General features: G+C 51.6%; 19 protein-coding genes and 2 tRNA genes. 9 read left to right on the plus strand and 12 right to left on the minus strand.

What is annotated here, in order from left to right; translation table 11 throughout:
* Nucleotides 1–211: 211 nt before the first annotated feature.
* The 3 genes from pgtA to pgtC are packed head-to-tail and all read right to left on the minus strand — an operon-like array spanning nt 212 to nt 4,645.
* Nucleotides 212–1,459, minus strand: coding sequence for a two-component system response regulator PgtA (gene pgtA, locus ACLJQJ_RS17070; protein ID WP_000930836.1), 1,248 nt, complete (start codon nt 1,457–1,459; stop codon nt 212–214).
* On the minus strand, nt 1,449–3,455 hold the full coding sequence (pgtB, locus tag ACLJQJ_RS17075) for a two-component system sensor histidine kinase PgtB (RefSeq protein WP_000678493.1): 2,007 nt from the start codon (nt 3,453–3,455) through the stop codon (nt 1,449–1,451). The genes pgtA and pgtB overlap by 11 nt, the downstream gene beginning before the upstream one ends.
* Entirely contained in the window at nt 3,452–4,645 is a 1,194-nt protein-coding gene (gene pgtC, locus ACLJQJ_RS17080; protein ID WP_000467985.1) for a phosphoglycerate transport regulator PgtC, read from the minus strand. The genes pgtB and pgtC overlap by 4 nt, the downstream gene beginning before the upstream one ends.
* Nucleotides 4,646–5,081: 436 nt before the next feature.
* On the opposite strand from pgtC, the gene pgtP reads away from it, so the two are divergent.
* Nucleotides 5,082–6,473, plus strand: coding sequence for a phosphoglycerate transporter PgtP (pgtP, locus tag ACLJQJ_RS17085; RefSeq protein WP_000955747.1), 1,392 nt, complete (start codon nt 5,082–5,084; stop codon nt 6,471–6,473).
* Nucleotides 6,474–6,711: 238 nt separating this feature from the next.
* On the opposite strand, the gene ACLJQJ_RS17090 is transcribed toward pgtP, so the two are convergent.
* Nucleotides 6,712–6,954 (minus strand): YfdY family protein, encoded by a 243-nt coding sequence (locus ACLJQJ_RS17090; protein ID WP_000639889.1) that lies wholly within the window; start codon nt 6,952–6,954, stop codon nt 6,712–6,714.
* A gap of 521 nt (nt 6,955–7,475) precedes the next feature.
* Between ACLJQJ_RS17090 and lpxP the strand changes: the two genes are divergently transcribed.
* Together lpxP and ypdK are read left to right on the plus strand one after the other, a co-directional pair.
* On the plus strand, nt 7,476–8,396 hold the full coding sequence (gene lpxP / locus ACLJQJ_RS17095; RefSeq protein WP_000484431.1) for a kdo(2)-lipid IV(A) palmitoleoyltransferase: 921 nt from the start codon (nt 7,476–7,478) through the stop codon (nt 8,394–8,396).
* A gap of 402 nt (nt 8,397–8,798) precedes the next feature.
* On the plus strand, nt 8,799–8,870 hold the full coding sequence (ypdK, locus tag ACLJQJ_RS17100; RefSeq protein ID WP_010723117.1) for a membrane protein YpdK: 72 nt from the start codon (nt 8,799–8,801) through the stop codon (nt 8,868–8,870).
* 49 nt (nt 8,871–8,919) lie between these two features.
* Here the strand turns inward: ypdK and alaC are convergent, their stop codons facing one another.
* The gene (gene alaC / locus ACLJQJ_RS17105; protein ID WP_000763118.1) at nt 8,920–10,158 is read right to left on the minus strand and encodes an alanine transaminase; all 1,239 of its coding nucleotides are present in this window, start codon (nt 10,156–10,158) and stop codon (nt 8,920–8,922) included.
* A gap of 721 nt (nt 10,159–10,879) precedes the next feature.
* Nucleotides 10,880–11,845 (minus strand): glucokinase, encoded by a 966-nt coding sequence (glk, locus tag ACLJQJ_RS17110; protein WP_000170380.1) that lies wholly within the window; start codon nt 11,843–11,845, stop codon nt 10,880–10,882.
* Nucleotides 11,846–12,048: 203 nt separating this feature from the next.
* Between glk and ACLJQJ_RS17115 the strand changes: the two genes are divergently transcribed.
* Entirely contained in the window at nt 12,049–13,284 is a 1,236-nt protein-coding gene (locus ACLJQJ_RS17115) for an ion channel protein (protein ID WP_000468932.1), read from the plus strand.
* Nucleotides 13,285–13,303: 19 nt separating this feature from the next.
* Here the strand turns inward: ACLJQJ_RS17115 and ACLJQJ_RS17120 are convergent, their stop codons facing one another.
* Nucleotides 13,304–14,956 carry an alpha-keto acid decarboxylase family protein gene (locus ACLJQJ_RS17120; protein WP_063808705.1) on the minus strand — a complete coding sequence of 551 codons (1,653 nt, stop codon included), beginning with the start codon at nt 14,954–14,956 and terminating at the stop codon, nt 13,304–13,306.
* 179 nt (nt 14,957–15,135) lie between these two features.
* Here ACLJQJ_RS17120 and mgrA point away from each other — a divergent pair, with 179 nt between their 5' ends.
* Nucleotides 15,136–16,134 carry an L-glyceraldehyde 3-phosphate reductase gene (mgrA, locus tag ACLJQJ_RS17125; RefSeq protein ID WP_020899059.1) on the plus strand — a complete coding sequence of 333 codons (999 nt, stop codon included), beginning with the start codon at nt 15,136–15,138 and terminating at the stop codon, nt 16,132–16,134.
* Nucleotides 16,135–16,247: 113 nt separating this feature from the next.
* Complete coding sequence (gene ypeC / locus ACLJQJ_RS17130; RefSeq protein WP_000490091.1) at nt 16,248–16,574, plus strand: DUF2502 domain-containing protein YpeC; 327 nt, start codon at nt 16,248–16,250, stop codon at nt 16,572–16,574.
* A gap of 60 nt (nt 16,575–16,634) precedes the next feature.
* On the opposite strand, the gene ACLJQJ_RS17135 is transcribed toward ypeC, so the two are convergent.
* Nucleotides 16,635–17,876 carry an Nramp family divalent metal transporter gene (locus tag ACLJQJ_RS17135; RefSeq protein WP_000131734.1) on the minus strand — a complete coding sequence of 414 codons (1,242 nt, stop codon included), beginning with the start codon at nt 17,874–17,876 and terminating at the stop codon, nt 16,635–16,637.
* A gap of 342 nt (nt 17,877–18,218) precedes the next feature.
* Here ACLJQJ_RS17135 and nupC point away from each other — a divergent pair, with 342 nt between their 5' ends.
* Complete coding sequence (gene nupC, locus ACLJQJ_RS17140; RefSeq protein ID WP_000376347.1) at nt 18,219–19,421, plus strand: nucleoside permease NupC; 1,203 nt, start codon at nt 18,219–18,221, stop codon at nt 19,419–19,421.
* A gap of 52 nt (nt 19,422–19,473) precedes the next feature.
* Here the strand turns inward: nupC and ACLJQJ_RS17145 are convergent, their stop codons facing one another.
* The 3 genes from ACLJQJ_RS17145 to ACLJQJ_RS17155 form a co-directional block, all read right to left on the minus strand.
* Entirely contained in the window at nt 19,474–21,663 is a 2,190-nt protein-coding gene (locus ACLJQJ_RS17145) for a sensor domain-containing phosphodiesterase (RefSeq protein ID WP_063808704.1), read from the minus strand.
* Between the two features lie 190 nt (nt 21,664–21,853).
* Nucleotides 21,854–21,929: transfer RNA gene (locus ACLJQJ_RS17150), tRNA-Ala, on the minus strand.
* A gap of 42 nt (nt 21,930–21,971) precedes the next feature.
* Nucleotides 21,972–22,047: transfer RNA gene (locus tag ACLJQJ_RS17155), tRNA-Ala, on the minus strand.
* A 221-nt stretch (nt 22,048–22,268) separates the two neighbouring features.
* On the opposite strand from ACLJQJ_RS17155, the gene ACLJQJ_RS17160 reads away from it, so the two are divergent.
* Nucleotides 22,269–22,631, plus strand: coding sequence for a MerR family transcriptional regulator (locus tag ACLJQJ_RS17160; protein ID WP_000472034.1), 363 nt, complete (start codon nt 22,269–22,271; stop codon nt 22,629–22,631).
* A gap of 1 nt (nt 22,632) precedes the next feature.
* The gene (locus ACLJQJ_RS17165) at nt 22,633–23,025 is read left to right on the plus strand and encodes a MerR family transcriptional regulator (protein ID WP_000826514.1); all 393 of its coding nucleotides are present in this window, start codon (nt 22,633–22,635) and stop codon (nt 23,023–23,025) included.
* Nucleotides 23,026–23,078: 53 nt separating this feature from the next.
* On the opposite strand, the gene gltX is transcribed toward ACLJQJ_RS17165, so the two are convergent.
* Nucleotides 23,079–24,494, minus strand: coding sequence for a glutamate--tRNA ligase (gltX, locus tag ACLJQJ_RS17170; protein WP_063808703.1), 1,416 nt, complete (start codon nt 24,492–24,494; stop codon nt 23,079–23,081).
* Nucleotides 24,495–24,577 lie beyond the last annotated feature (83 nt).

A 24,577-nucleotide genomic window follows, 5' to 3' on the forward strand; every position in this document is an offset into this window, starting at 1 on the left:
TCAAATCGACGGACAAGAGTACATTTATTACGCCAGAGAACTTGACGCATTTTTACCTTATATTGAAGTTAAGAAATAGAATTTGATGCTCAGGTGAATAATAAGCAATCTATAATCATGATGGAATGATTTACCATTACGGTGATGCGACGTTATCTGGCTAACGACATCGTTGCTGATGTTGTCAGCCAGATTGAAAGTAACTGTAATATCAGAATTTATAATGCTCTTTACTTAGACCATATTTTTTCATGCGCAGATAAAGTTTTTTACGGGGAATTTGCAGGTACTCCGCCACTTCATTAATTCGTCCCTGATGAATATTTAATGCTTCGGTAATAATTTGTCGCTCATACTCTTCAACGCGCCGGTCAAGCGGGGTCGGCTCCTGCAGAAGCAACTGCGGGTTGACCGTTTCCGCCAGCGGCAGCACGCCAACAGCAAAAAGCTCTGCCGCATTAGCCAATTCGCGCACATTGCTTGGCCAGGCGCGTCGCATTATTCCTTTCAGTAATTCCCCCGCGATTTCCGGCACTGGATGATTGAGTCGCAGGCAGGCTTTTCGAAGATAATGGCGAAATAACGGCTCGATATCATCCGGTCGCTGAGAAAGAGACTGGCAGGCGATTTGGGTCATGGCGAAACAGTAGTAAAGCTCGGCCGCAATCTGGTTAGCTGCCGCCTGCTCCACCAGCGAAGCGCTGCCAACGCCCACCAAACGAAAAGGCCGATGCTCCAGGCTTTGTAAACGCGCCAGATGGTGCTGCTGTTCGCGTGTCAGATATTCGGGATGACTCAACACCAGCGTGCCTCCTTGCGCCTGGTCGATGAATGTCTCCAACTGCCCGGCATTCTCCGGCGTAAGTTCATAGCGTACAAACGGCCCTTTCGCGTTACGCCCCAGTTGATGGAGATAACGGGCGCCAGTCATACGTCCAGTGCCATGCTCACCGTAAAACCATACGGCAATGTCCGTTTCCGCCAGTTGTTGTAACCGTTGTCGAAACTGATTCATCCACTCGCTGCGCCCAATCAGTTCAACCTGTAACGTCTGCTGGCAATATTGCCGCCGTGCAATGACCGACCGGCGCTGGCGTAGCGCGTCTTCAATTAATATCAACAGCTTGCCCGGATCGACGGGTTTTTGCAGAAAATCCCAGGCGCCCTTTTTCACCGCATCAACCGCCATCGGTACATCGCCATGTCCGGTAATCAATAAGATTGGCAGTTGATCGTCATCCTGATGAAACAGCGTCATAAGATCGATACCGGAACACCCCGGCATACACACATCGCTCAAAACGATCCCCTCCCAATCCGCTTCTACCCACTCTTTGGCCTCGAAAGGATGGGTAAAGCCACGCACGCGGTAGCCTGCCTGCTCAAGCATTTGGGTATAGGCGTCAAGTACATCAACGTCATCATCAATCAGCAAAATAGAACATTCATCATTCAACATCATCGACATCCGTTACCGAGAATTGCAGCACCACGCAAGCGTTACGCGTCAGCGTCGACGCCAGACGCAGGTCGCCCTTCATTTGCGCCATCAGCGACACGCTAATCGACAGCCCAATACCCAACCCGACAGCTTTACTGGTGGTAAACGGCTTGAGTAAAGAGGGCAACAGCGCCACAGGCCAGCCAGGGCCGTTATCTGCAATATAAACCTCCAGCGCCTCTCCCTGCGTCTGCCATGTCACCGCGATCGCCGCATCATGCGAACAGGCGTCAAGCGCATTCGCCAGCACATTCACCAGAACCTGCTGAATACGCACTTCATCGCCGCTAACCCATACGGTGTCGGTTGGCAGTGAAAGCGCTCCCTGCCGGGATTGGTGGCGCATGGCTAATAACTCCCATGCAGCCACGAAGGTTTGGCGCAGATCAACGGGATACAATGGCGTTTCCAGCTCCGCCCGGCGGGTAAACTGCCGCAGCGAACGGATAATGGCGTCAATCCGGTTAATGAGCCCTTCCGCTTTGGTGAGCGTATTTCTCGCCTGTCCGCTCTGACCTTGTTCAATCGCGCGTCCCGCCGTAAATAAATACATTGAAAGCGCATTCAGCGGCTGGTTAATTTCATGCGCCAGCGTGGTCATGGTCTGGCCGACTACCGCCAGTTTCGCCGTCTGAATCAACTCATCCTGCATGGCGCGCAGGTCGGCTTCTATCTCTTTGCGCTCGGCGACCTCTTGTTCAAGCTGCCTGCGTTGCATATTGAGCTGGCCCAGCGTATGACGTAGCAAACGGGCTATCCGTCCTAGCTCATCGCGCCCGTAAACCGGGATAGTCGAGTCGGTTCTCCCCAGCCCTATCTGTACCACAGCCTGATTAAGCGCGGTAAAACGCTTTACCAGCCGGGAACGGATAAAATAGTGGTTGAGTCCCCAGGCCAGCAGCAACGCCAGGAGCGTCGCCACTAAAATAAGCCCGCCGCTAACGCGAACAATCTGTTCCAGGCGTTGATTGAACGTCTGCATTTGCTGGTGACTACTACCTAACTGCGCCTCAAGCAGCGTGCGAAAGCGCCCTAGCGTAGCCTCTCTGGCGCGGCTGGCGTCCAGTAAGGCTTTTTGCGCCGCAACATAATCGCGCATGGTATCGGGCATCTTATTTTTTACCATCCCGATTTCCAATAGTTCGTCGATGGTTTGCCGCAGCGTGATTGTACTGGGCCAGTCATCGAGCGCACGAATATTCTCATCCGCCGTTTTTTTTAGGTTTTCCAGATAGCGAATATGGGTCTCCACCAGCATCCCGTCATTATTGCCGGACTTTAGCTCATTCAATCTGTCGCGCAGGTCGTCAACAATCTGATTTTCAATTCGCGCCAGGGTATATACCTGCTGCTGCTCGTTCTGCACTTCGCGCGAACGTTGCAAGTACTGCGCCGCGTCGCCCTGATTCGCCTCAATTTGATCGAGCAGCGTCCCCTGCTGCCAGGTAAAATCCTGTACCAGCGAATTTAGCTCCGTGGTGAAATCATCATGGAGCCAGTCAATGCGAGCGGAAAGCTCGCTGACTTTCTCCCGCACCAAAAACATGTTGTAGAGGGCGTTGTCCAGCTCCGCCAGCAAGGTCCGGCTATCCTGTAAAATGACGGCCAGTTGCCGGCGCTCAGCAAGCTGAAGCCCCTGACTGAGACGCTCAATCTTATCCAGATGCTGAATAATCTGCGTACGTAACTGCAAACGTACCGTCGTGTTCGGCGCCAGCAAAAATTCATTGAGCTGATCCACGGCCAGATTCAGGTTCCCCTCAATTAAAAAAGCGGAGTGGATGCGAGGAAAATATTCATCAAGCGAATAGCGAACCTGCGAACTTTGCTCATGCCAGGAATAAAGGCTGACCATACTGACAATCAGCGTCAGTAATGCGCCCGTTAAAAATGCACCCCGTAAACTGTTGCTGATACTGAGCTGACGAAGCCGTTGCAATAATCTCCCCTTCATTTCAGCTCTTCCAGTTTGTGAATCGCCAGCCGCTGATTGTTCAGAAACCAGATCTGCCACTCCATCATTTTTTGTTCGGCAAAGCTTTTATTATCAAACTGCGCCAGCCAGGTTTCATCTTCGCTGCTTGCCGCATCCACCGGGACGCTGGTCAATAAGGCTCTGATTTCAGGTAAGGGGCGTTTAAGCCGCGTTTCTGCGCTGTGCAACGCTCGCCATGCATCTTTAAGCTGCGCGAGACGAAAACTGATCGCGGTATCAAACATGCGTTGTACCAGTTGCTGACGCTTCAGGATCAGACGATAGTTCAACGGCGGCTGGGCCATCAAACGCTGTTGTTGCGCGGCGCGAGGATTATCGGCGCTAAGCGGTGCGACGGGATACTTACCGGTATTCGCGTCAGCCAGTATCCTTTGCCCTTTCGGACTTAATAAGTAATGAATAAAAGCACGCGCTTCGTCTGCATGACGGCTGTTTTTCAACACCGCGACGTAAGTGGGCGACACCGCAGAATACGGAAAATAGGTAAAAGTAAGATTAGGATCGTTAAGTAGCAAATTAGCATAGTTATCAATGACCGGCCCGGCAACGCCAAGCCCGCTTTTGATTTTATCCGCTACGCCGAAACTGCGAGAGGAAATCGTGACCAGATTACCCGAGATTGCCAGCAGCGTCGCCCACCCTGCCGTCCAGCCTTTTTGCTGCAACAGCGACTCCACCATCAAATGATTCGTGTCTGAACGTGACGGACTGCTCATTAATAGAGCGCCCTGGTAACTGGGCAGGCCCATATCCTGCCAGTCAGCAGGCGGCGGAAGATGGCGCGCAGCGAGCGCTGAACGGTTGATCAATAGCCCAAATCCGGATACCGCTACCGCCACTGAAGTTGAGCGGATAGAACGCGGCACCAGCTTCTGGCTGGCGGCAGGCGCGCTATCCAATAGCGCCAGCTTTTGGTGCTCCTGAAGGTGTTGCAACAGCATGGGGGATGACGTCAGGATCAGATCGACATTTTCCGCATTCGCCGTATCAAGTAATTGCTCTAAAGAACCGCTGGTACGGTTGAGCGTACGAATCATGACGGAACCCGGCTCCGTCTGCCAGCGCTGGATAATCCAGGCGGTCGCGCTGGGTGAAAAGGTCGTTGCCATCACCAGCTCGCGGCTGTACGCCTGGCAAGAACCGAACATTGCCGCCAGCCATAGCGTAAAAGCGCCCACTCTGGCGAAACGACTACAGCATGAGAAAAGTCGATTTGTGATCCCGTTCATAAATATCGATATCACATAAAGAAAATATTGAGACAAAACTTACCCTTTTATTTCTGTTGACATCCAGAACAACGTTATTTGAATAATAACGGGTCCGTCGCCCGAAAACATCAATAAAGCGTATCAGATCACTGGCAGCAAATTTGTTAATATCCGCACATGCTAACGATAAAACGGCCATGCCAATAATTAAAGTTTCACCACACCCTTCAGGATGGGTCAAAAATAACCTTTTAAATTCACCCAATTGAGTCAATTTTGACACATTTCTTCGACTTGAATTTTATTGTCACTCCTTTCACTCTACCGACAAAACCTCCTGATGTTCATCTCACTATAAAATACAGGTGACTCCATGTTAACAATATTAAAAACAGGGCAATCGGCGCATAAAGTCCCACCGGAAAAAGTCCAGGCTACGTATGGTCGATATCGTATACAGGCATTGTTAAGCGTATTTCTGGGATATCTCGCTTACTATATAGTCAGAAACAACTTCACATTATCGACGCCTTATTTAAAAGAGCAATTGGATCTCAGCGCTACGCAAATCGGCCTGCTGAGTAGCTGTATGCTTATTGCTTACGGAATCAGTAAAGGCGTAATGAGCAGTCTGGCGGATAAAGCCAGCCCAAAAGTCTTCATGGCGTGCGGTCTGGTACTCTGCGCGATTGTTAACGTTGGGCTGGGATTCAGTAGCGCATTCTGGATATTTGCCGCTCTGGTGGTCTTCAATGGCCTTTTTCAGGGCATGGGCGTCGGCCCCTCGTTTATTACCATTGCAAACTGGTTCCCTCGCCGGGAACGCGGACGCGTAGGCGCCTTCTGGAATATCTCGCATAACGTTGGCGGCGGGATCGTCGCGCCTATCGTCGGTGCGGCTTTTGCGATATTGGGCAGCGAACACTGGCAAAGCGCCAGTTATATCGTTCCGGCCTGCGTCGCCGTCATTTTTGCCTTAATTGTTCTGGTCTTGGGAAAAGGTTCGCCGCGCGAAGAAGGTCTTCCCTCCCTGGAACAGATGATGCCGGAAGAAAAAGTCGTACTGAAAACGAAGAATACGGCAAAAGCGCCGGAAAATATGAGCGCATGGCAAATCTTCTGTACTTATGTGCTGCGCAATAAAAATGCCTGGTATATTTCGCTGGTAGATGTCTTCGTCTATATGGTGCGGTTTGGCATGATTAGCTGGTTACCTATCTATCTGTTGACAGTAAAACACTTTTCAAAAGAACAGATGAGCGTCGCGTTTCTCTTTTTCGAGTGGGCGGCGATTCCCTCTACGCTACTGGCAGGCTGGCTGTCAGATAAACTGTTTAAGGGCCGCAGAATGCCGTTAGCCATGATTTGCATGGCGCTGATTTTTGTCTGTCTGATCGGATACTGGAAAAGTGAATCTTTGCTAATGGTAACGATTTTCGCCGCCATTGTAGGTTGTCTGATTTACGTCCCGCAATTCCTCGCGTCCGTACAGACAATGGAGATAGTCCCCAGCTTTGCCGTAGGTTCCGCCGTCGGTTTACGTGGGTTCATGAGCTATATTTTCGGCGCCTCGTTGGGCACCAGCCTGTTTGGTGTCATGGTGGATAAACTTGGCTGGTACGGCGGATTTTATCTTCTGATGGGCGGCATCGTGTGCTGCATTCTATTCTGTTACCTCTCCCATCGCGGCGCGCTGGAACTGGAACGCCAGCGCCAGAATGCGTTACATAATCAGGACTCACTGCAGCTTGCGGACGCGCAATAAACGATTAGCCTTCCCGGGGAACAGAAGCGCCGACATTGTCGGCGCTATCTATTCGCTGACATCGTGTATACCCAAAATAATTCGAGTTGCTTAAAGGCGGCAAGGGAGTGAGTCCCCAGGAGCATAGATAACGATGTGGCTGGGGTGAGCGACGTCCCGTCAGGGCGAGGCCCATCGATGGGCCGAGTAATCCGTAGCCAACACATCAGCAACTTGAAGTATGAAGGGTATGTACTGACTAACGCTTACCGTATCCCACCATAAAGCGAATAATTAACCCACATGCCGGTGCGAGAAAAAGCAATAATCCGCTAACGATGTCATCGCCATCCTGCAACCATACATTGAGTAAATAAATCAGCGCGGCAAGGATAACCATTCCCGTAAAAGAAGAAACCGCAGAAAAAGCCCCCATCACCTGACCGATATAGCCACTCACGGCAAGTATACTTATTGCAAGAAATGTCCATAAATAGATCATTTATAATACCTCCTGTCTATGGCAAGGCTTCCATATAGCCTTACGGTCCCTCTCACTTCTCCTTTAAGATAAACCTTATCAGCCCGTCATTTCCATAACATTTATCTCACATTTTATTTTTTTAATCATTTTTCAATGACCTTCGTCTGAAATAAAATTATCACTGTAAAAACAATGCATTAAAAATAATGATTAGCTTATTTTTGCTACGAGAGAAATATTTACGCTTCTTGATAAAGAATTTCTGGGCGCGAGTAAATAACTGGTGGTACATTAGCCTGCCTGGCGTTCATGCCCTCGTGGTTTAGTACTGACTTAGTTTTACACTCCTTACGGGAACCATTGTCGTACATGATGGCCTAACTATACGTAAATCATTCAAGTTACCCTGATGAGCTTACTCAAGTAAGTGCTTCGGATAAGCGAACGCAACTTGAAGGATGATGCGTATTTCAGAGTGTACCGCTGCGGATAATGACTCTTCTGCGATACATTATTTTCGTATCTACAGAAGGTATTTTATGTTTCCTCAAAGCAAATTTTCACGCGCGTTTTTGCACCCGCGCTACTGGCTGACGTGGTTTGGCGTTGGCGTCCTCTGGTTACTGGTGCAGCTTCCCTACCCGGTTTTGCGTTTTCTGGGCACCCGCACCGGTAAGCTGGCGCGCCCCTTCCTGAAGCGACGTGAGTCGATCGCCCAGAAAAATATTGAACTCTGTTTTCCGACCCTCTCCCGGGAAGAAAGGGAAAAACTGATCGCCGAGAATTTCCACTCTCTTGGCATGGCGCTGCTTGAAACGGGCATGGCCTGGTTCTGGCCTGATAGCCGGGTTCGCAAATGGTTTGATGTGGACGGGCTGGACAACCTTACCCGTGCGCAGGCGCAAAATCGCGGCGTAATGGTCGTTGGCGTGCATTTTATGTCGCTGGAATTGGGAGGCCGGGTAATGGGTCTCTGCCAGCCAATGATGGCGACCTATCGTCCGCATAACAATCCGCTCATGGAGTGGGTGCAGACGCGCGGTCGTATGCGCTCAAATAAAGCGATGATCGGCAGAAACAATCTGCGCGGCATTGTGGGCGCGCTAAAAAAAGGGGAAGCTGTTTGGTTTGCTCCCGACCAGGACTACGGCCCTAAAGGCAGCTCCTTTGCGCCATTTTTCGCGGTTGAAAACGTCGCCACCACCAACGGCACCTATGTACTGTCCAGGCTGTCTGGCGCCGCCATGTTGACCGTTACAATGGTCAGGAAATCCGATAACTCGGGTTATCGTCTGTATATTACCCCTGAAATGGAAGGTTACCCGGCAGATGAAAATCAAGCCGCTGCCTATATGAATAAAATTATTGAGAAAGAGATCATGCGCGCCCCGGAGCAATATCTCTGGATCCATCGCCGTTTCAAGACTCGCCCGTTGGGGGAAGCGTCACTCTACATCTGAAAAAGGCCGCAAGGCCTTTTATTTTGGCATTTCGCATTGCCATAATATTCATATCGTAAATTACTCATTCCTGCTTTTAGCGATAAGTCCCCTGTTTACAGGCGATTTTTTACTGTGTCGGCGGCGTCGCTCAATAGCGATTCATCACTGTCAGAAATTAAACTGTCGCCGATTCCCGACACTTGTAAGTTACTAAAAGTAAATAAGAAAATGCCTCTTGTTTCACCTCATTTTTAGGCGTACATTAGCGCCGTCTGGAGCGATGACGCGCAGAATTCTGAGGTGATGCAGGCGGTCGAAACACGAATAATTCTCAATTTCGTATTGTCCGGCATCAACTCTCTATAATCAGGTAAGTGTAAGTTCATTTAGGCGTACGACAGGTACGCGGAGAGATGAAACGTGAAATATTTCTTTATGGGCATTTCATTTATGGTCATCGTTTGGGCCGGTACTTTCGCCCTGATGATTTAAAAGTACAATGCAAAGAAAAACAGGAGCCATGGGGCTCCTGTTTGCTTTTCTACTCCGTGCTCGCCTCAACGGGTTTTGGATGTGACGGCAGCACGCCATCGGCGCGGAACATCGCTTTAATCCCTCTGACGGCCTGGCGAATGCGGTCGCGATTCTCTATTAATGCAAAGCGTACATGGGTGTCGCCATAATCACCAAAGCCTATCCCTGGAGAAACACAAACCTTCGCCTCATTCAGCAGCTTCTTGGCAAACTCAAGCGATCCCATCGCCGCATATTGCTCCGGGATTTTCGCCCAGACGTACATTGAGGCTTTCGGCATTTCAACCATCCAGCCCGCCTCATGCAGCCCCTTCACCAGCACATCGCGACGACGTTTATACTGCTCGGCGATATCGCGCACGCACTGCTGATCGCCTTCCAGAGCGGCGATAGCCGCCACCTGAAGCGGGGTAAAGGTGCCATAATCGTGATAACTTTTAATGCGCGCCAGCGCGCTGACCAGGGTTTTATTGCCCACCATAAACCCAATACGCCAGCCCGCCATATTATAGCTTTTCGACAGCGTGAAAAATTCGACCGCCACGTCGCGCGCGCCGGGCACCTGCATAATGGATGGCGCTTTCCAGCCGTCGTACACGATATCGGCATACGCCAGATCGTGCACCACCAGCACATCATAACGTTTAGCCAGAGCGACCACTTTTTCAAAAAATTCCAGTTCGACGCACTGGGCCGTAGGGTTAGATGGAAAACCCAAAATCATCATTTTCGGTTTCGGATAACTTTCGCGAATAGCGCGCTCCAGCTCGTTGAAGAAATCCACCCCCTCTACCAATGGAACCGAACGCACCTGCGCCCCGGCGATAACGGCGCCATAGATATGAATCGGGTAACTGGGGTTCGGCACCAGTACCGTATCACCATGATCCAGCGTCGCCAGCATTAAATGCGCCAGTCCCTCTTTGGAACCGATGGTCACAATCGCTTCGGTTTCCGGATCGATATCGACATCATAACGTTCCTGATACCAGTGAGAAATCGCGCGGCGTAAACGCGGTATGCCGCGGGACGTGGAATAACCGTGCGTATCCGGACGCTGCGCGACGGTGCAAAGTTTTTCGACAATGTGGGGAGGGGTTGCGCCATCAGGATTACCCATACTGAAATCAATAATATCTTCGCCGCGCCGACGCGCAGCCATTTTGAGTTCAGCGGTGATGTTAAAAACATAGGGCGGAAGGCGATCGATACGCGTAAAGCGACGTTCAGGGCGGAAGTCAGCCATAATATCCTCAGATTAACGTTAGCGCCCGGACCGTCCGAGCGACGCTGCCACGATGGTGGCTCCTTTAGAAAATAGCCTGAAAATTTTCTTCCTGTCGAGAGGCTAATGAAAATATTTTTTAGCGACGAAAAAGAGGAACAACCGTAAAAATTTACTTTTTAAGCGTGTCAGTTATAGCATCATACAAATCATATTATTAACAAATTGATATCTTTAAATTTACCTAACGTGGTAAAGCCGACGATAGTTTCCTGTCAATAAACCTTATCTCAAATAATCCCCTTTTGATTTTGTGGTTTTTCCTCTTTAATTAAAGCCATTACTAAAAATAATGGTATTCAATCATGTCATATTGCGGTGTTTTTCAGGGACATTTCCCCGAAAATGAGGATCCTTTCCGGCAAGCTGCCGCGATGAAAGCGTAAATAAGGCAGCGAACCGGATACGTATAGTAAAATAAATCCCTGTTTTCGCCTGACTAACCGCCATGACATGATGACTCAACGCGCTGGTGTTTGACCTTTCGCTCAGCAAGAGTAAAGTGAAATAATTCAGACAGTTGAAGCATTCATGCACAGGAAAGGCAATGAAAAAAACCGCGTGAGGCACGCGGTTTGAGACTGACAAGAGAATGTTTAATTGCCTGATGACGCTGCGCTCATCAGGCCTACAGATGACACACTTTTGTAGGCCGGATAAGGCGTTTATGCCACCATCTGGCTTATAGAATATGACCTAATGTCTGGCGCAGATGCGCGCCGGAGCCTAACAAGCCAGGATTATCATGGACAATCAGATAGACCGGAATACCGTGTACATAATCTTTAAAGCGGCCTTTATCTTCAAAGCCACCACGGAAGCCGGACGCTTTAAAAAATTCCAGGAAGCGCGGGACAATACCGCCAGCGATATAAACGCCGCCAAATGTCCCCATGGTTAACGCCAGATCGCCGCCAAATCGCCCCATGATGACGCAAAAGAGCGACAACGCGCGGCGACAATCGATACAGCTATCCGCCAGGGCGCGTTCGGTAATATCTTTCGGGCGCAGATTTTCCGGCAGACGGTTGTCGGACTTAACAATCGCCCGGTAAAGATTCACCAGCCCCGGGCCAGACAGCACGCGCTCGGCGGAAACGTGGCCAATTTCGGCGCGCAATATTTCCAGAATCATAGCTTCTTCTTCGCTATTAGGCGCAAAATCGACATGCCCGCCTTCGCCCGGAAGGCTAATCCAACGCTTATCCACATGCACCAGATGCGCCACGCCCAAGCCGGTTCCCGCGCCATACACCGCAATAGGTTTGCCGTCTACCGGTTCGCCGCCGCCGAACTGAATTAAATGCTCTTTTTTCAGCATCGGGATCGCCATCGACACGGCGGTGAAATCGTTGATGATTTCCAGATGGCTAAAGCCGAGATTTTTTTTCATTTCCGCAATAGAAAAAGCCCAGGTATGGTTAGTCATCGCTACCCAGTCACCGGTAATCGGGCAGGCTATGGCGATACAACCATCTTCCACGCTGACGCTATGCTCATCGAGATAAACGCGCACCACGGCCTCAAGACTGGGATAATCCAGGCCGGAATACGTTTTGGCCTGCGAGATTTCTCCACTGGCGATATCACACAGGGCAAGACGCGCATTCGTGCCGCCTACATCTCCTACTAAAGCATACTTTGTCATTCTTCTACTGCTCCGCTAAAGTCAAAATAAGTCTTTGTCACACTGTAAATTCATGGGGGCATAACAACAACGGCCATCAGGCTGACTGCCTATAAATATAGATCTTCATCACAGAATTACTTTCTTGTTTCAGCACCAATTGCAGCAATGCCGTCGGGCAGGCTGTGCAAAATAGGTATACGACCCCGTGTAAGGAAGAGATTATGTTCCACCCGCGTGCCCGAACGATGCTACTGCTGTCGCTCCCCGCACTGATTATTGGCGTAGCGTCAAGCCTGGTTTTAATCGCCTCGATGAAAGTCGCGTCGGTTTTTCAGCAATTTCTTTGGCAACGACTGCCTGCCAGCATCGGCATCGCTTATGATTCGCCGTTCTGGATAGTGGGTATGCTCACGCTAACCGGGATCGTGGTGGGTTTGATTATCCGTTACAGTCCCGGACACGCTGGCCCCGATCCGGCCATCGAACCGTTAATCAGTATGCCGGTCTCGCCATCTGCGCTGCCCGGGCTGCTTCTCGCCTTAATCATCGGCCTTGCTGGTGGGGTAAGTTTGGGGCCAGAGCATCCGATAATGACAATAAATATCGCGCTGGCGGCGGCTTTCGGCTCCCGCCTGTTTCCACGTATTACGGCGTTAGACTGGACGATTCTGGCCTCAGCGGGCACCATCGGCGCGCTGTTCGGCACGCCCGTCGCTGCGGCGCTGATTTTTTCGCAAACGCTTAGCGGCTCTAACGATATTCCCATGTGGGATCGCCTGTTTGCGCCGTTAATGGCGGCAGCGGCGGGGTCACTCACCACCAGCCTGTTCTTTCATCCGCATTTTTCGTTACCCATCGCCCATTACACGCAGATGCGGCTGGTGGACATTGCCAGCGGAGCGATCGTCGCGGCGATCGCTATTGCCGCCGGGATGGTCGCCGTCTGGTGCCTTCCGCGTCTGCACGAGTTGCTGCACCGACTAAAAAATCCAGTCCTGATTCTCGGCATTGGCGGTTTTATACTGGGTATTCTGGGCGTCATTGGCGGGCCGCTTACCCTGTTTAAAGGCCTGGACGAAATGCAACAAATGGCGTTTAGCCAGACGTTGGGCGCGGGAGATTATTTTACCTTAGCCGTCGTCAAACTCGCCGCGCTGGTCATCGCGGCGGCGAGCGGCTTTCGCGGCGGGCGCATTTTTCCGGCTGTGTTTATCGGCGCGGCGCTGGGGCTCATGCTCCATGCCCATGTTGAGGCCGTACCCGCGGCGATTACCGTCTCCTGCGCGATTCTTGGCTTAGTGCTGGTAGTGACGCGCGACGGCTGGCTCAGTCTGTTTATGGCGGCAGTCGTCGTACCGGATACCAATCTGCTGCCGCTGCTCTGCATTGTGATGCTCCCCGCCTGGCTATTGCTGGCGGGAAAACCGTTGCTGGCCGCCAACCGTCACGAACCCTAATCCGGCGCAGCGGGGGCCATTATCCCCCGTTGCGGGCTTCCAGCGCCCGGGTCACGGTACGCAGTAATTCCGGCAGATCGGCTTTTGGCAACATCACTTCAATAAATGACAGACGTTGTGGGCGCGCCAGCCGTTCGAGGATCTCTGCCAGTTGGATAGCCTGCGTCACCCGCCAGCACTCCGCCTGTTGCGCCGCGTTTAGCGCCGGTGGTATCTGCGTCCAGTTCCAGCTCGCGATGTCGTTATACCGCTGGGCCGCGCCGTGAATGGCGCGCTCTACGGTATAGCCGTCATTGTTGAGCAGCAGGATGACCGGCGCCTGCCCGTCGCGTAACATCGAGCCCATCTCCTGAATCGTGAGCTGCGCCGCGCCATCGCCGATAATCAGAATCACCCGCCGATCGGGACAGGCGGTTTGCGCGCCAAACGCGGCGGGCAAGGAATAGCCGATAGACCCCCACAGCGGCTGTACCACAACTTCCGCGCCGTCAGGAAGCGACAGCGCGGCAGCGCCAAAAGCTGCAGTCCCCTGGTCGACAAGGATAACATCGCCGGGTTTGAGATACTGCTGTAAGGTTTGCCAGAAGCTTTCCTGGGTCAGTTCTCCCTTATCAATCCGCACTGGCTGTCCGGCGGAACGCGTCGGCGGCGGCGCAAAAGCGCATTCCAGGCACAGTTCGCGCAGCGTAGACACCGCCTGCGCCATCGGGAGGTTGAACCAGGTTTCGCCGATGCGCGACGCGTAAGGCTGAATCTCCAGCGTGCGTTCCGCCGGCAATTGTTGGGTGAATCCGGCCGTAAGGGTATCGACAAAACGGGTGCCGACGCAGATAACCCTATCGGCGTCCTCTATGGCCTGACGCACTTCTTTGCTGCTGGCGCCAGCGCTATAGGTGCCAACGAAGTTCGGGTGCTGTTCATCAAAAAGCCCCTTCCCCATCAGTAGTGTCGCATGAGCGATTGGCGTTTCCGCCATCCAGCGCTGCAACAGTGGTCGTAAACCAAAACGCCCGGCAAGAAAGTCGGCCAAGAGCGCAATGCGCCGACTGTTCATCAGGCACTGACGGGCGTGGTAACGAAAAGCCGTCTCCACGCCGCTTTGCGCTTCATGCACGGGCAACGTCAGCGCCTGCGTAGGCGGGATGGCCGTTTTTTTCGCCACGTCGGCGGGCAACATGATGTATCCTGGCCTGCGTGCGGCAAACATTTCACCCAATACGCGGTCAATCTCGAAACAGGCGTTCTGTTCATCCAATATTGCGCTGGCAGCGGATATCGCCTGACTCATGCGATAAAAATGACGAAAATCGCCGTCGCCGAGGGTATGGTGCATCAATTCGCCACGCTGCTGCGCAGCGCTACAAGGCGCGCCGACGATATGCAAGACCGGGACATATTCCGCGTAACTGCCCGCGATACCGTTAATAGCGCTAAGTTCTCCCACGCCAAAGGTGGTGAGTAGCGCTCCAGCGCCCGACATGCGCGCATAACCGTCCGCGGCATAAGCGGCGTTCAGCTCATTGGCGCATCCCACCCAACGCAAGGTCGGGTGGTCAATCACATGGTCAAGAAACTGCAAGTTATAATCGCCCGGTACGCCAAAAAGATGGCCAATGCCGCATCCTGCCAGTCTGTCCAGCAAATAGTCGGCCACGGTATAGGGGTTTTGCATGACAGCTTTCCTTCTGACGTTGACATTATGTTGAGTATTAAGGAATGCCGATGGCTGTCCAGCACGGCGGGGATGAAAGCCTGGAAAACAATGTTTACAGCGGCAAACAGTAAAAGCCGGATACCGCCTGGCAAGTGTAACCGTATACACTATTTATTCACGCCACAGGGGGAAAGGTCATGATTTATCAGCCCGATGAGAATCGTTATCACACAATGGAGTATCGTCGCTGCGGGCGCAGCGGCGTCAAACTTCCCGCCATTTCGCTGGGGTTATGGCACAACTTCGGCGATGCGACACGGATAGAAAATAGCCGGGCGCTGCTGCAACGCGCGTTCGATCTGGGCATTACCCACTTTGATCTCGCCAATAATTATGGGCCGCCGCCGGGCTCCGCAGAATGCAATTTTGGCCGCATTCTGCAGGAAGATTTTTTACCGTGGCGCGATGAGTTAGTCATCTCCACCAAAGCGGGCTACACCATGTGGGATGGCCCTTATGGCGACTGGGGTTCACGGAAATACCTTATCGCCAGCCTCGATCAAAGCCTGAAACGTATGGGGCTGGAGTATGTCGATATCTTTTATCACCATCGTCCTGATCCCGAAACGCCGCTTAAAGAGACGATGAAAGCGTTAGATCACCTTGTGCGCCAGGGCAAAGCGTTGTACGTAGGGATCTCTAACTATCCTGCCGATCTGGCCAGACAAGCTATCGATATTCTGGAGGATCTCGGCACGCCTTGCCTGATTCATCAGCCTAAATATTCGCTTTTTGAGCGTTGGGTAGAGGACGGGCTGCTGGCGCTATTGCAGGAAAAAGGCGTCGGCAGTATTGCCTTCTCGCCGCTGGCGGGCGGGCAGCTCACTGACCGTTATCTGAATGGCATTCCGGAAGATTCCCGCGCGGCAAGCGGAAGCCGTTTCCTTAAACCAGAACAGATTACCGCCGACAAACTGGAAAAAGTTCGCCGGTTGAATGAACTGGCTGCGCGACGGGGCCAAAAATTGTCTCAGATGGCGCTCGCCTGGGTGCTGCGTAACGATAACGTTACCTCGGTACTGATTGGCGCCAGCAAACCGTCGCAAATCGAAGACGCCGTAGGAATGCTGGCCAATCGCCGTTTTTCGGCGGCGGAATGTGCAGAAATTGACGCTATTCTGGAGGGCCGGTTTTAGCAAAAAATGCTCTCCTTCATGATTTAAGAGTTAAGGCGATGAAACAAATCTTTACTGCTTTGTAATATTGCATTAACAGGCCGGCGACGGCTCGATCGTGAAGGAGAGAAAGTATGTTCAGGTCACTGATTCTGGCGGCAGCCTTGCTGGCTTTTACACCGCTTGCCGCGAATGCGGGCGAAATCACCCTGTTGCCCTCAATAAAATTACAGATTGGCGATCGCGATGATTACGGTAACTACTGGGACGGTGGTCGCTGGCGCGACCGTGATTACTGGCACAACCATTATGAATGGCGTAAAAATCGCTGGTGGCGCCATGACAACGGCTATCATCGCGGCTGGGATAAGCGTAAAGCGTATGAACGCGGTTATCGGGAAGGCTGGCGCGATCGCGACGATCATCGCGGGCGAGGCCGGGGTCACAAACATCATCACTAAGCCTCCTGCTGAATAACAGCCCGATGACGCCCACGCATCGGGCCTGCTATCTTTCTGTCTTTATGACAATCCCATTACCGTTCCAACCAGTAACCAGATATTCAGGGCGACGACCAGCACGACAATTATCCAGCCAATCTGTTTTACCCGCCGCGTGTTCACCAGCTCGCCCATTAGCGTAGCGTTACTGGTGAAAATCAGGAGCGGCACCAGCGCCAGCGCAATACCAAAACTCAGCAGCACCTGGCTCATCACCAGAATTCGGGTAGGGTCCAGCCCCATCAAAATCACAATAAATGAGGGCAGCATGGTAATGGTGCGCCGTACCCACAGCGGAATGTGAAAACGGACAAACCCTTGCATCACCACCTGCCCCGCCAGAGTCCCTACCACGGTGGAGGAAAGCCCTGCAGCAACCAGACTAAGACCAAACACTGTTGCCGCCGCATGGCTTAGTAACGGTTCCAGCGTCAGGTATGCCTGATCGAGGTCGGCGATGCCGGTGTGGCCGCTAAAATGAAACGCCGCCGCGGCGGTCGCCATCATTGCCAGATTGACAAAACCGGCAATCGTCATAGCAATAGCGACATCCCATTTCGTTGCTGAGTACCGTTGTTGCCGCGTTCCGCCGTGCAGATGCTGTGTTAATGACGAGTGCAGATAAATCACGTGCGGCATAATCGTCGCGCCAAGCACGCCGGCGGCTAAGAATACGGCTTCCGGGTTCGGTAGCGCCGGGATAACCATTCCTTTGCCAAGCTGCGCCATATCAGGCTGAGAGAAAAACAGCTCCACAATGTAAGCAGCGGCGACAAAAAGCAGTAAACCGCCGATGACTTTTTCAAGCGGTTTTTGACCGCGGCGTTGTAACATTAAAATCAGAAACGTCGCGATACCGGTCAATACCGCGCCCTGTAATAAAGAGACGCCCAGGATCAGCTTAAAACCTATTGCTGCGCCGATAAATTCAGCTAAATCGGTGGCCATCGCGATGATTTCCGCCTGTACCCAGTAAAACCAGACTACCGGGCGCGGATAATGGTCGCGAATTTGCTCCGCCAGGTTCTTGCCCGTGGCGATTCCGAGTTTTGCCGAGAGGATTTGAATCAGCATCGCCATCAGGTTCGCCCAGACCACCACCCAGAGTAGCTGGTAGCCAAAGCTGGCGCCGGCCTGAATATTGGTCGCGAAGTTACCGGGATCGATATAACCAATCGCGGCAATGAACGCAGGTCCCATTAATGCGAGCCTTAGCTTGCGCGCCGCCCGTCCGCTGCTATTCTCTACGCGATTGTCAGTCATCTTTTGCCTCAAAAACATAGCCTTTGCTATGTTTCATGCTATGTTTATTGATAATGATTATCAAGTGCATTTCAATGGGTACGGGTGATTACTTTGATAGTGTGAAACGATAGACCGATACGATGACGACCTGTATCAGAACAGTTTGGCTTAACATTACAAGATTAGCACACTGATATAACTTTTCATTTTCATATTCAGTACAGTAAAAGTGTATTACAGATCACTAATTTTGAATCTCGTCACAGGTCCTTATTATAGTGTGTGTTGGATCTCGTTTTCTTTACGGCTGTTGCATAGAATGTGCACGAAAATTAAACCTGCCTCATATTTGGAGCAAATATGGACCGCGTCCTTCATTTTGTCCTGGCGCTTGCCGTTGTTGCGGTACTCGCACTGCTGGTTAGCAGCGACCGTAAAAAAATTCGCATTCGTTACGTCATTCAGTTACTTGTTATCGAAGTATTACTGGCCTGGTTCTTCCTGAACTCGGATGTTGGCCTTGGCTTCGTAAAAGGTTTCTCCGAGATGTTTGAAAAACTGCTCGGATTTGCCAACGAAGGGACAAACTTCGTCTTTGGCAGTATGAACGATCAAGGTTTGGCGTTCTTCTTCCTGAAAGTATTGTGCCCGATCGTCTTTATTTCCGCGTTGATCGGTATTCTTCAGCATATCCGCGTTCTGCCAGTGGTCATCCGCGCTATTGGTTTTCTGTTGTCCAAAGTAAACGGTATGGGCAAACTGGAGTCTTTTAACGCCGTCAGCTCGCTGATCCTCGGCCAGTCTGAGAACTTTATCGCTTATAAAGATATCCTCGGCAAAATGTCCCGTAACCGCATGTACACCATGGCGGCGACCGCAATGTCTACCGTTTCCATGTCTATCGTGGGCGCGTATATGACCATGCTGGACCCTAAATATGTGGTCGCAGCGCTGGTTCTGAACATGTTCAGCACCTTTATCGTTCTGTCGCTGATCAACCCCTATGTCGTTGATGCCAGCGAAGAAAATATTCAGATGTCGAACCTGCATGAAGGCCAAAGTTTCTTCGAAATGCTGGGCGAGTACATTCTGGCAGGTTTTAAAGTGGCGATTATCGTCGCGGCGATGCTGATCGGCTTCATCGCGCTGATCGCGGCGCTGAACGCGCTGTTCGCAACGGTTACCGGTTGGTTCGGCTACAGCATCTCCTTCCAGGGCATTCTGGGTTACATCTTCTACCCGGTCGCATGGGTAATGGGCGTACCGTCCAGTGAAGCGCTGCAGGTAGGAAGTATCATGGCGACCAAACTGGTTTCCAACGAATTCGTGGCGATGATGGATCTGCAGAAAATCGCCTCTACCCTCTCTCCACGCGCTGAAGGCATTATCTCCGTCTTCCTGGTGTCCTTCGCGAACTTCTCTTCCATCGGTATTATTGCGGGCGCGATTAAAGGCCTGAACGAAGAGCAAGGCAACGTGGTTTCCCGTTTTGGTCTGAAACTGGTTTACGGTTCTACGCTGGTGAGCGTACTGTCCGCCTCTATCGCGGCGCTGGTACTGTAAGTCTGGGTTTAATGCAGAAACCGGGGAGCTATCCCCGGTTTTTTTATGCCGCTTATTTGCCTAACGGGCGCGGGCGGCCAATCAGATATCCCTGCAAACTGTGTACGCCAAGCTGCAATAGCAGATCGCGCTGCGCAGGCGTTTCAACAAACTCAGCCACGACGCTCAACGATTTCGCTTTCGCTAAATCAGTGATGGATTTCACGATCATCGCATCCAGGGAGTCCGTCAGAATATCTTTTACGAAACAACCGTCGATTTTAATGATGTCCGCCTTGAGGCGTTTTAGCCGTTCATAGTTTGCATAGCCGGTGCCGAAATCATCAATGGCGATTTTTAGGCCAAACTTACGCAACTGGTTGATATTGTGCATACTGATTTCGGAATGAGAGAAGGCCTGTTCTTCAGTAATTTCGATGATGACCGAAGCAGGCGGGACGCCATAGCGTTTAAAAAGCTGCATAATGCGCGACGCAGTCTCTTTTTGCAGCAGCGTCAACGGCATCAAATTAACCGAGAAACGCGCCCCCTGCTCCGCTGAAGGATGCGCGGACAGCCATTGCAGGAACGCTTCCATCACCTGCATATCAAACCGTACGCTCAGGTTAAACTGGGCGATAAGCGGAATGAACTGATTCGGCATCATGATACCGTCGTCGCACCGAAGCCGCGTCAGAATCTCGTCATACCCTTTTCCCTGCGCGTCGCGAATGGGTTGCGCATACAAAACCAGCGCGCCGCGCTCCAGCGCCTGACGGATTTTCTGCAACCGCAGCACCCGTTCCGTCGTCTGCCCGGAAGCGGCTTCAATACTCTGGGTCAGTGCAAGCACCCGACGATGCGAGCAGGATTGCTCCGCCAGCCAGCTTAATTGCCCCAACAGCGGTTGCAAGGTTTCCTGGCGACCATCGAATGTTCCCCACGATGCGCCGTATTCCATGTCCAGACCGGTATTGTTCCAGTAAATTTTGCGGTTATTAAGCACATTGAGCATATATTGCAGGCGGGCTTCCGTCTCCGGTCCCGTCAATACCAGCAATAATTCACTGCCCGGCAGATGGAAAATTTTCTCCTTTTCCAGCAGCAGCGGCTGCAACACGCGAAACACCTCGCGTTCGCAATGCACGCGCATCTGCATACCGTAATGACGGCTCAGAAATTCCAGGTTTTCCATGCGTAGATAACACACGCTTTGCCCGGCATCCTGTAAAAGAAACTGCTCCAGCGCACGCAGGTTAGGCAGTTGCGTCAACGGATCGGTTAATGCCTGCGAGTGCCACTGTCGATTCAACCATTCGCTACGCTGATTAATCCGCGCCATGTACAACAAACAAATACTAAAAGAAATGAGAACTGAAAGGATAAATGCTAGCGAATATTCTGAGCCCACGCCCTGCAGAAAATTGCGGTTATAGCTAAGCAGGAATAGCGCAGTGAGAGCCCAACTAAAATTCAACAGCGGATAGCTGATTTTCCCCACGCCGATGGTAAATCCAATGAACAGAACTGGCACCAGATAGCCAGCAATATACTTTGTCTCGAAAGGCGTACACAGCACCGCTAATAGCGTCGCCAGAGTGGCAAACCAGAGAAGCGTAAACAGGCGTTTTTCTTTGGCGAGATAAGGAGCGACATCCCTCCGCCAGAAAATACGCATATAGTGCGGGCTGACTATCATCCGCAGCGGATAATAGAAAAAGAGGGTAAAAATAAGCGCGGCAGAAATCAGACTCAATAAATCGACAATCGAGAAAATAGCGGTGCCGGTGCCAAAGAAGGTAGAGATGGTCACCGGGAAAGCCAGGTAGTGCCCCGCCAGATGCATACTGATTTTTATACCAAACGGCGTCATTAACCCTAACCAGAAAACGCGTAGCCAGATGCCTTGGTTGGGTATTCCGTAGCGCCAGCGCGCGCCCAGCTGCCAGCGTACGATAGCGCAAACCAGCAACACGGGAAACGTCTGGCAAAATAGCAGCACCATCGCCTGTGGCAGAGGTAAATGAAAATTCCATTCATTAGTCAACATCATTCCGCCTACCATCGGCGCGACGCCACGGCGGCCAAATAAAAACAGCACGGAAAACATGACGCAGAGCGGTAGCCAGGCCAGAAAGATATAGCTGGAATCAATTGTGGCGCGGGGAGAAATGAGACGAGATAACAGAATAGCCGGAACGGTCAGGCAGAAGGCCAGTAAGAATATTTTTATATTTTTTAATACGTTACACTTATCCGGCATTGCTTTAATGCTCACATCATTATATAAGGCGCATGAATAATAAGTATATTCGCATTATGAAGCAATCTAACAAAAGCTCATATTGACCGCAAAAGCAGCGGCAAACAAACGCACCTGAAGAGCAGATCAGAGGCCATAAATTTTGTGACAAAAAGCAAAAACCCCCGCTTTTCAGCGAGGGTTCGAATGTTGGTGGAGCTAAGCGGGATCGAACCGCTGACCTCTTGCATGCCATGCAAGCGCTCTCCCAGCTGAGCTATAGCCCCATAGTGCTTTTACGTATACGCCAAATTTATCGGGAGTAAATTTGGTGGAGCTAAGCGGGATCGAACCGCTGACCTCTTGCATGCCATGCAAGCGCTCTCCCAGCTGAGCTATAGCCCCACTACGTAAAGCTTGTCGAGTTGACGGGCGGCATCATATGAATTCCCTCGGCATGTGTCAACGGCAAAATGAACTTGCCGAATTCAATCGCTGAAAAAGCATTCAAATAAAGGACATTGCGGCACAACTCGCATTCAGTAGTTAAACACGTCACGGTTTCGACTAAAATGGTGCTATAAAATGAACCACTAATTAACCCCACGACTATTCAGGGAATCGTTATGTTCAAGGAACGGATGACGCCAGAAGAACTCGCTAATCTCACCGGTTACAGCCGACAAACCATCAATAAATGGGTACGGAAAGAAGGCTGGGCAACATCGCCCAAACCTGGCGTCCAGGGCGGTAAAGCCCGTCTGGTTCATGTAAACGAACAGGTTCGTGAATATATCCGCAGCGCTGAACGTTCAGTTGACCATCACGCAGACACATTCACGCCTGCCAGCAACGCATCGCTTGAAGCGCTGCTCATGACGCTTGCCAAAGAGATGACCTCATCCGAGCAGAAACAGTTTACCTCTCTCCTCGTGCGTGAAGGGATTACCGGTTTGTTACAACGCTTAGGGATACGCGATAGCAAATAATATGAAAAGATTACGCAGTAAAATGACCACTGAAGAGCTGGCTGAATGCCTCGGCGTGGCCAGACAAACCGTCAATCGCTGGATCAGAGAACAACACTGGAAAACCGAAAAATTTCCCGGCGTCAAAGGCGGACGCGCAAGACTCATCCATATTGATGCCAGCGTGCGGGAATTTATTCTCAATATTCCGGCTTTTCGCAAACTGCCTGCGTTTTATCAGGCGGAAGAGGCTTTCGCAGAATATGCGAACGCGGCGCACAGTCACGCTTATCGACAAATTATTGATGCCGTTGAAAATATGTCTGCTCAGGAACAGGAAAAACTGGCGCTGTTTTTATCGCGGGAAGGTATTCGCGGATTTCTGACGCGTTTAGGTATCAATGAGGCGGACTAACAAATAATAAACGGCAGGCGTCTGCCCTGCCGTTTATTCTATTTCAGCTGGCGTTACTGCTGACTTTCACGCTCGGCGATAAAGCCCAGCGCTTTGTTGATGCGCTCAATGCTGCGGGTTTTACCAATCGCATGTACGGTGACATCCAGCGCAGGCGACTGCCCGGCACCAGTCACAGCCACACGCAGCGGCATCCCTACTTTACCCATCCCCACTTCCAGCTCATCCGCCGTGGCCTGAATCGCGTGGTGGACGTTTTCTGCTGACCAGTCCGTAATCGCCGACAGCTTGTCGCGCACCACTTCCAGCGGCTGACGCGCCACCGGGCGGAGGTGTTTTTTCGCCGCATCGGCGTCAAACTCGCTGAAGTCTTCATAGAAGTAGCGGCAGCTCTGCGCCATCTCTTTCAGAGTTTTGCAGCGCTCGCCCAGCAACTTCACCAGTTCAGCAAGCTGCGGGCCGTTACGGATGTCGATATTTTCCTGCTCGATATGCCACTGCAAATGCGTCGCCACATATTCCGGCGCCAGCGTATTGATATAGTGGTGATTCAGCCACAGCAGTTTATCGGTGTTGAACGCGCTCGCAGACTTGCTCACCGCACCGAGGGAGAACAGCTTGATCATCTCTTCACGGGTGAAGATCTCCTGATCGCCGCTGGACCAGCCCAGACGCACCAGATAGTTCAGCAACGCTTCTGGCAGATAACCGTCATCGCGATACTGCATCACGCTCACCGCACCGTGACGTTTAGACAGCTTTTTACCGTCGTCGCCGTTAATCATCGACACATGCGCGTACATCGGCACCGGCGCGTTTAACGCTTTCAAAATGTTAATCTGGCGCGGAGTATTGTTGATATGGTCTTCGCCACGAATCACATGGGTAATTTCCATATCCCAGTCGTCAACCACCACACAGAAGTTGTAGGTCGGCGAACCGTCGGTACGACGAATGATCAGATCGTCCAGTTCCTGATTGCTGAATTCGATCGGGCCACGGATCTGATCATCAAAAATAACGGAACCGTCCTGCGGGTTAGCAAAGCGCACCACGCATGGCTCATCGTCGTCATGATGTTCGTGACTGTGCCGGCAACGCCCGTCATAACGCGGCTTCTCGCCTTTCGCCATCTGCTCTTCACGCAGTTGCTCCAGACGCTCTTTAGAGCAGTAGCATTTATAGGCTGTTCCCGCCTCCAGCATCTCGTCAATCACCGCGTTATAGCGTTCAAAACGTTTGGTCTGGAAATATGGGCCTTCGTCCCATTCCAGGTTCAGCCAGTTCATACCATCCATGATGGCTTCAATGGCTTCCGGCGTGGAACGCTCAAGATCGGTGTCTTCAATACGCAGCACGAACTCACCGCCGTGGTGACGTGCGAAAAGCCAGGAATAAAGAGCAGTACGCGCGCCACCGACGTGCAGATAACCTGTCGGGCTAGGCGCGAAGCGAGTTTTGATTTTCATGAAATGGCCTTACGTTTATAAAGATGCCGACAACCGGCAAATCCTGGAAAGATGAATAGCCTTGTATTCTATCACTGTGGCTT

It is taken from the genome of Salmonella sp. SAL04202, from assembly GCF_046550775.1.
Taxonomy (GTDB): domain Bacteria; phylum Pseudomonadota; class Gammaproteobacteria; order Enterobacterales; family Enterobacteriaceae; genus Salmonella; species Salmonella enterica.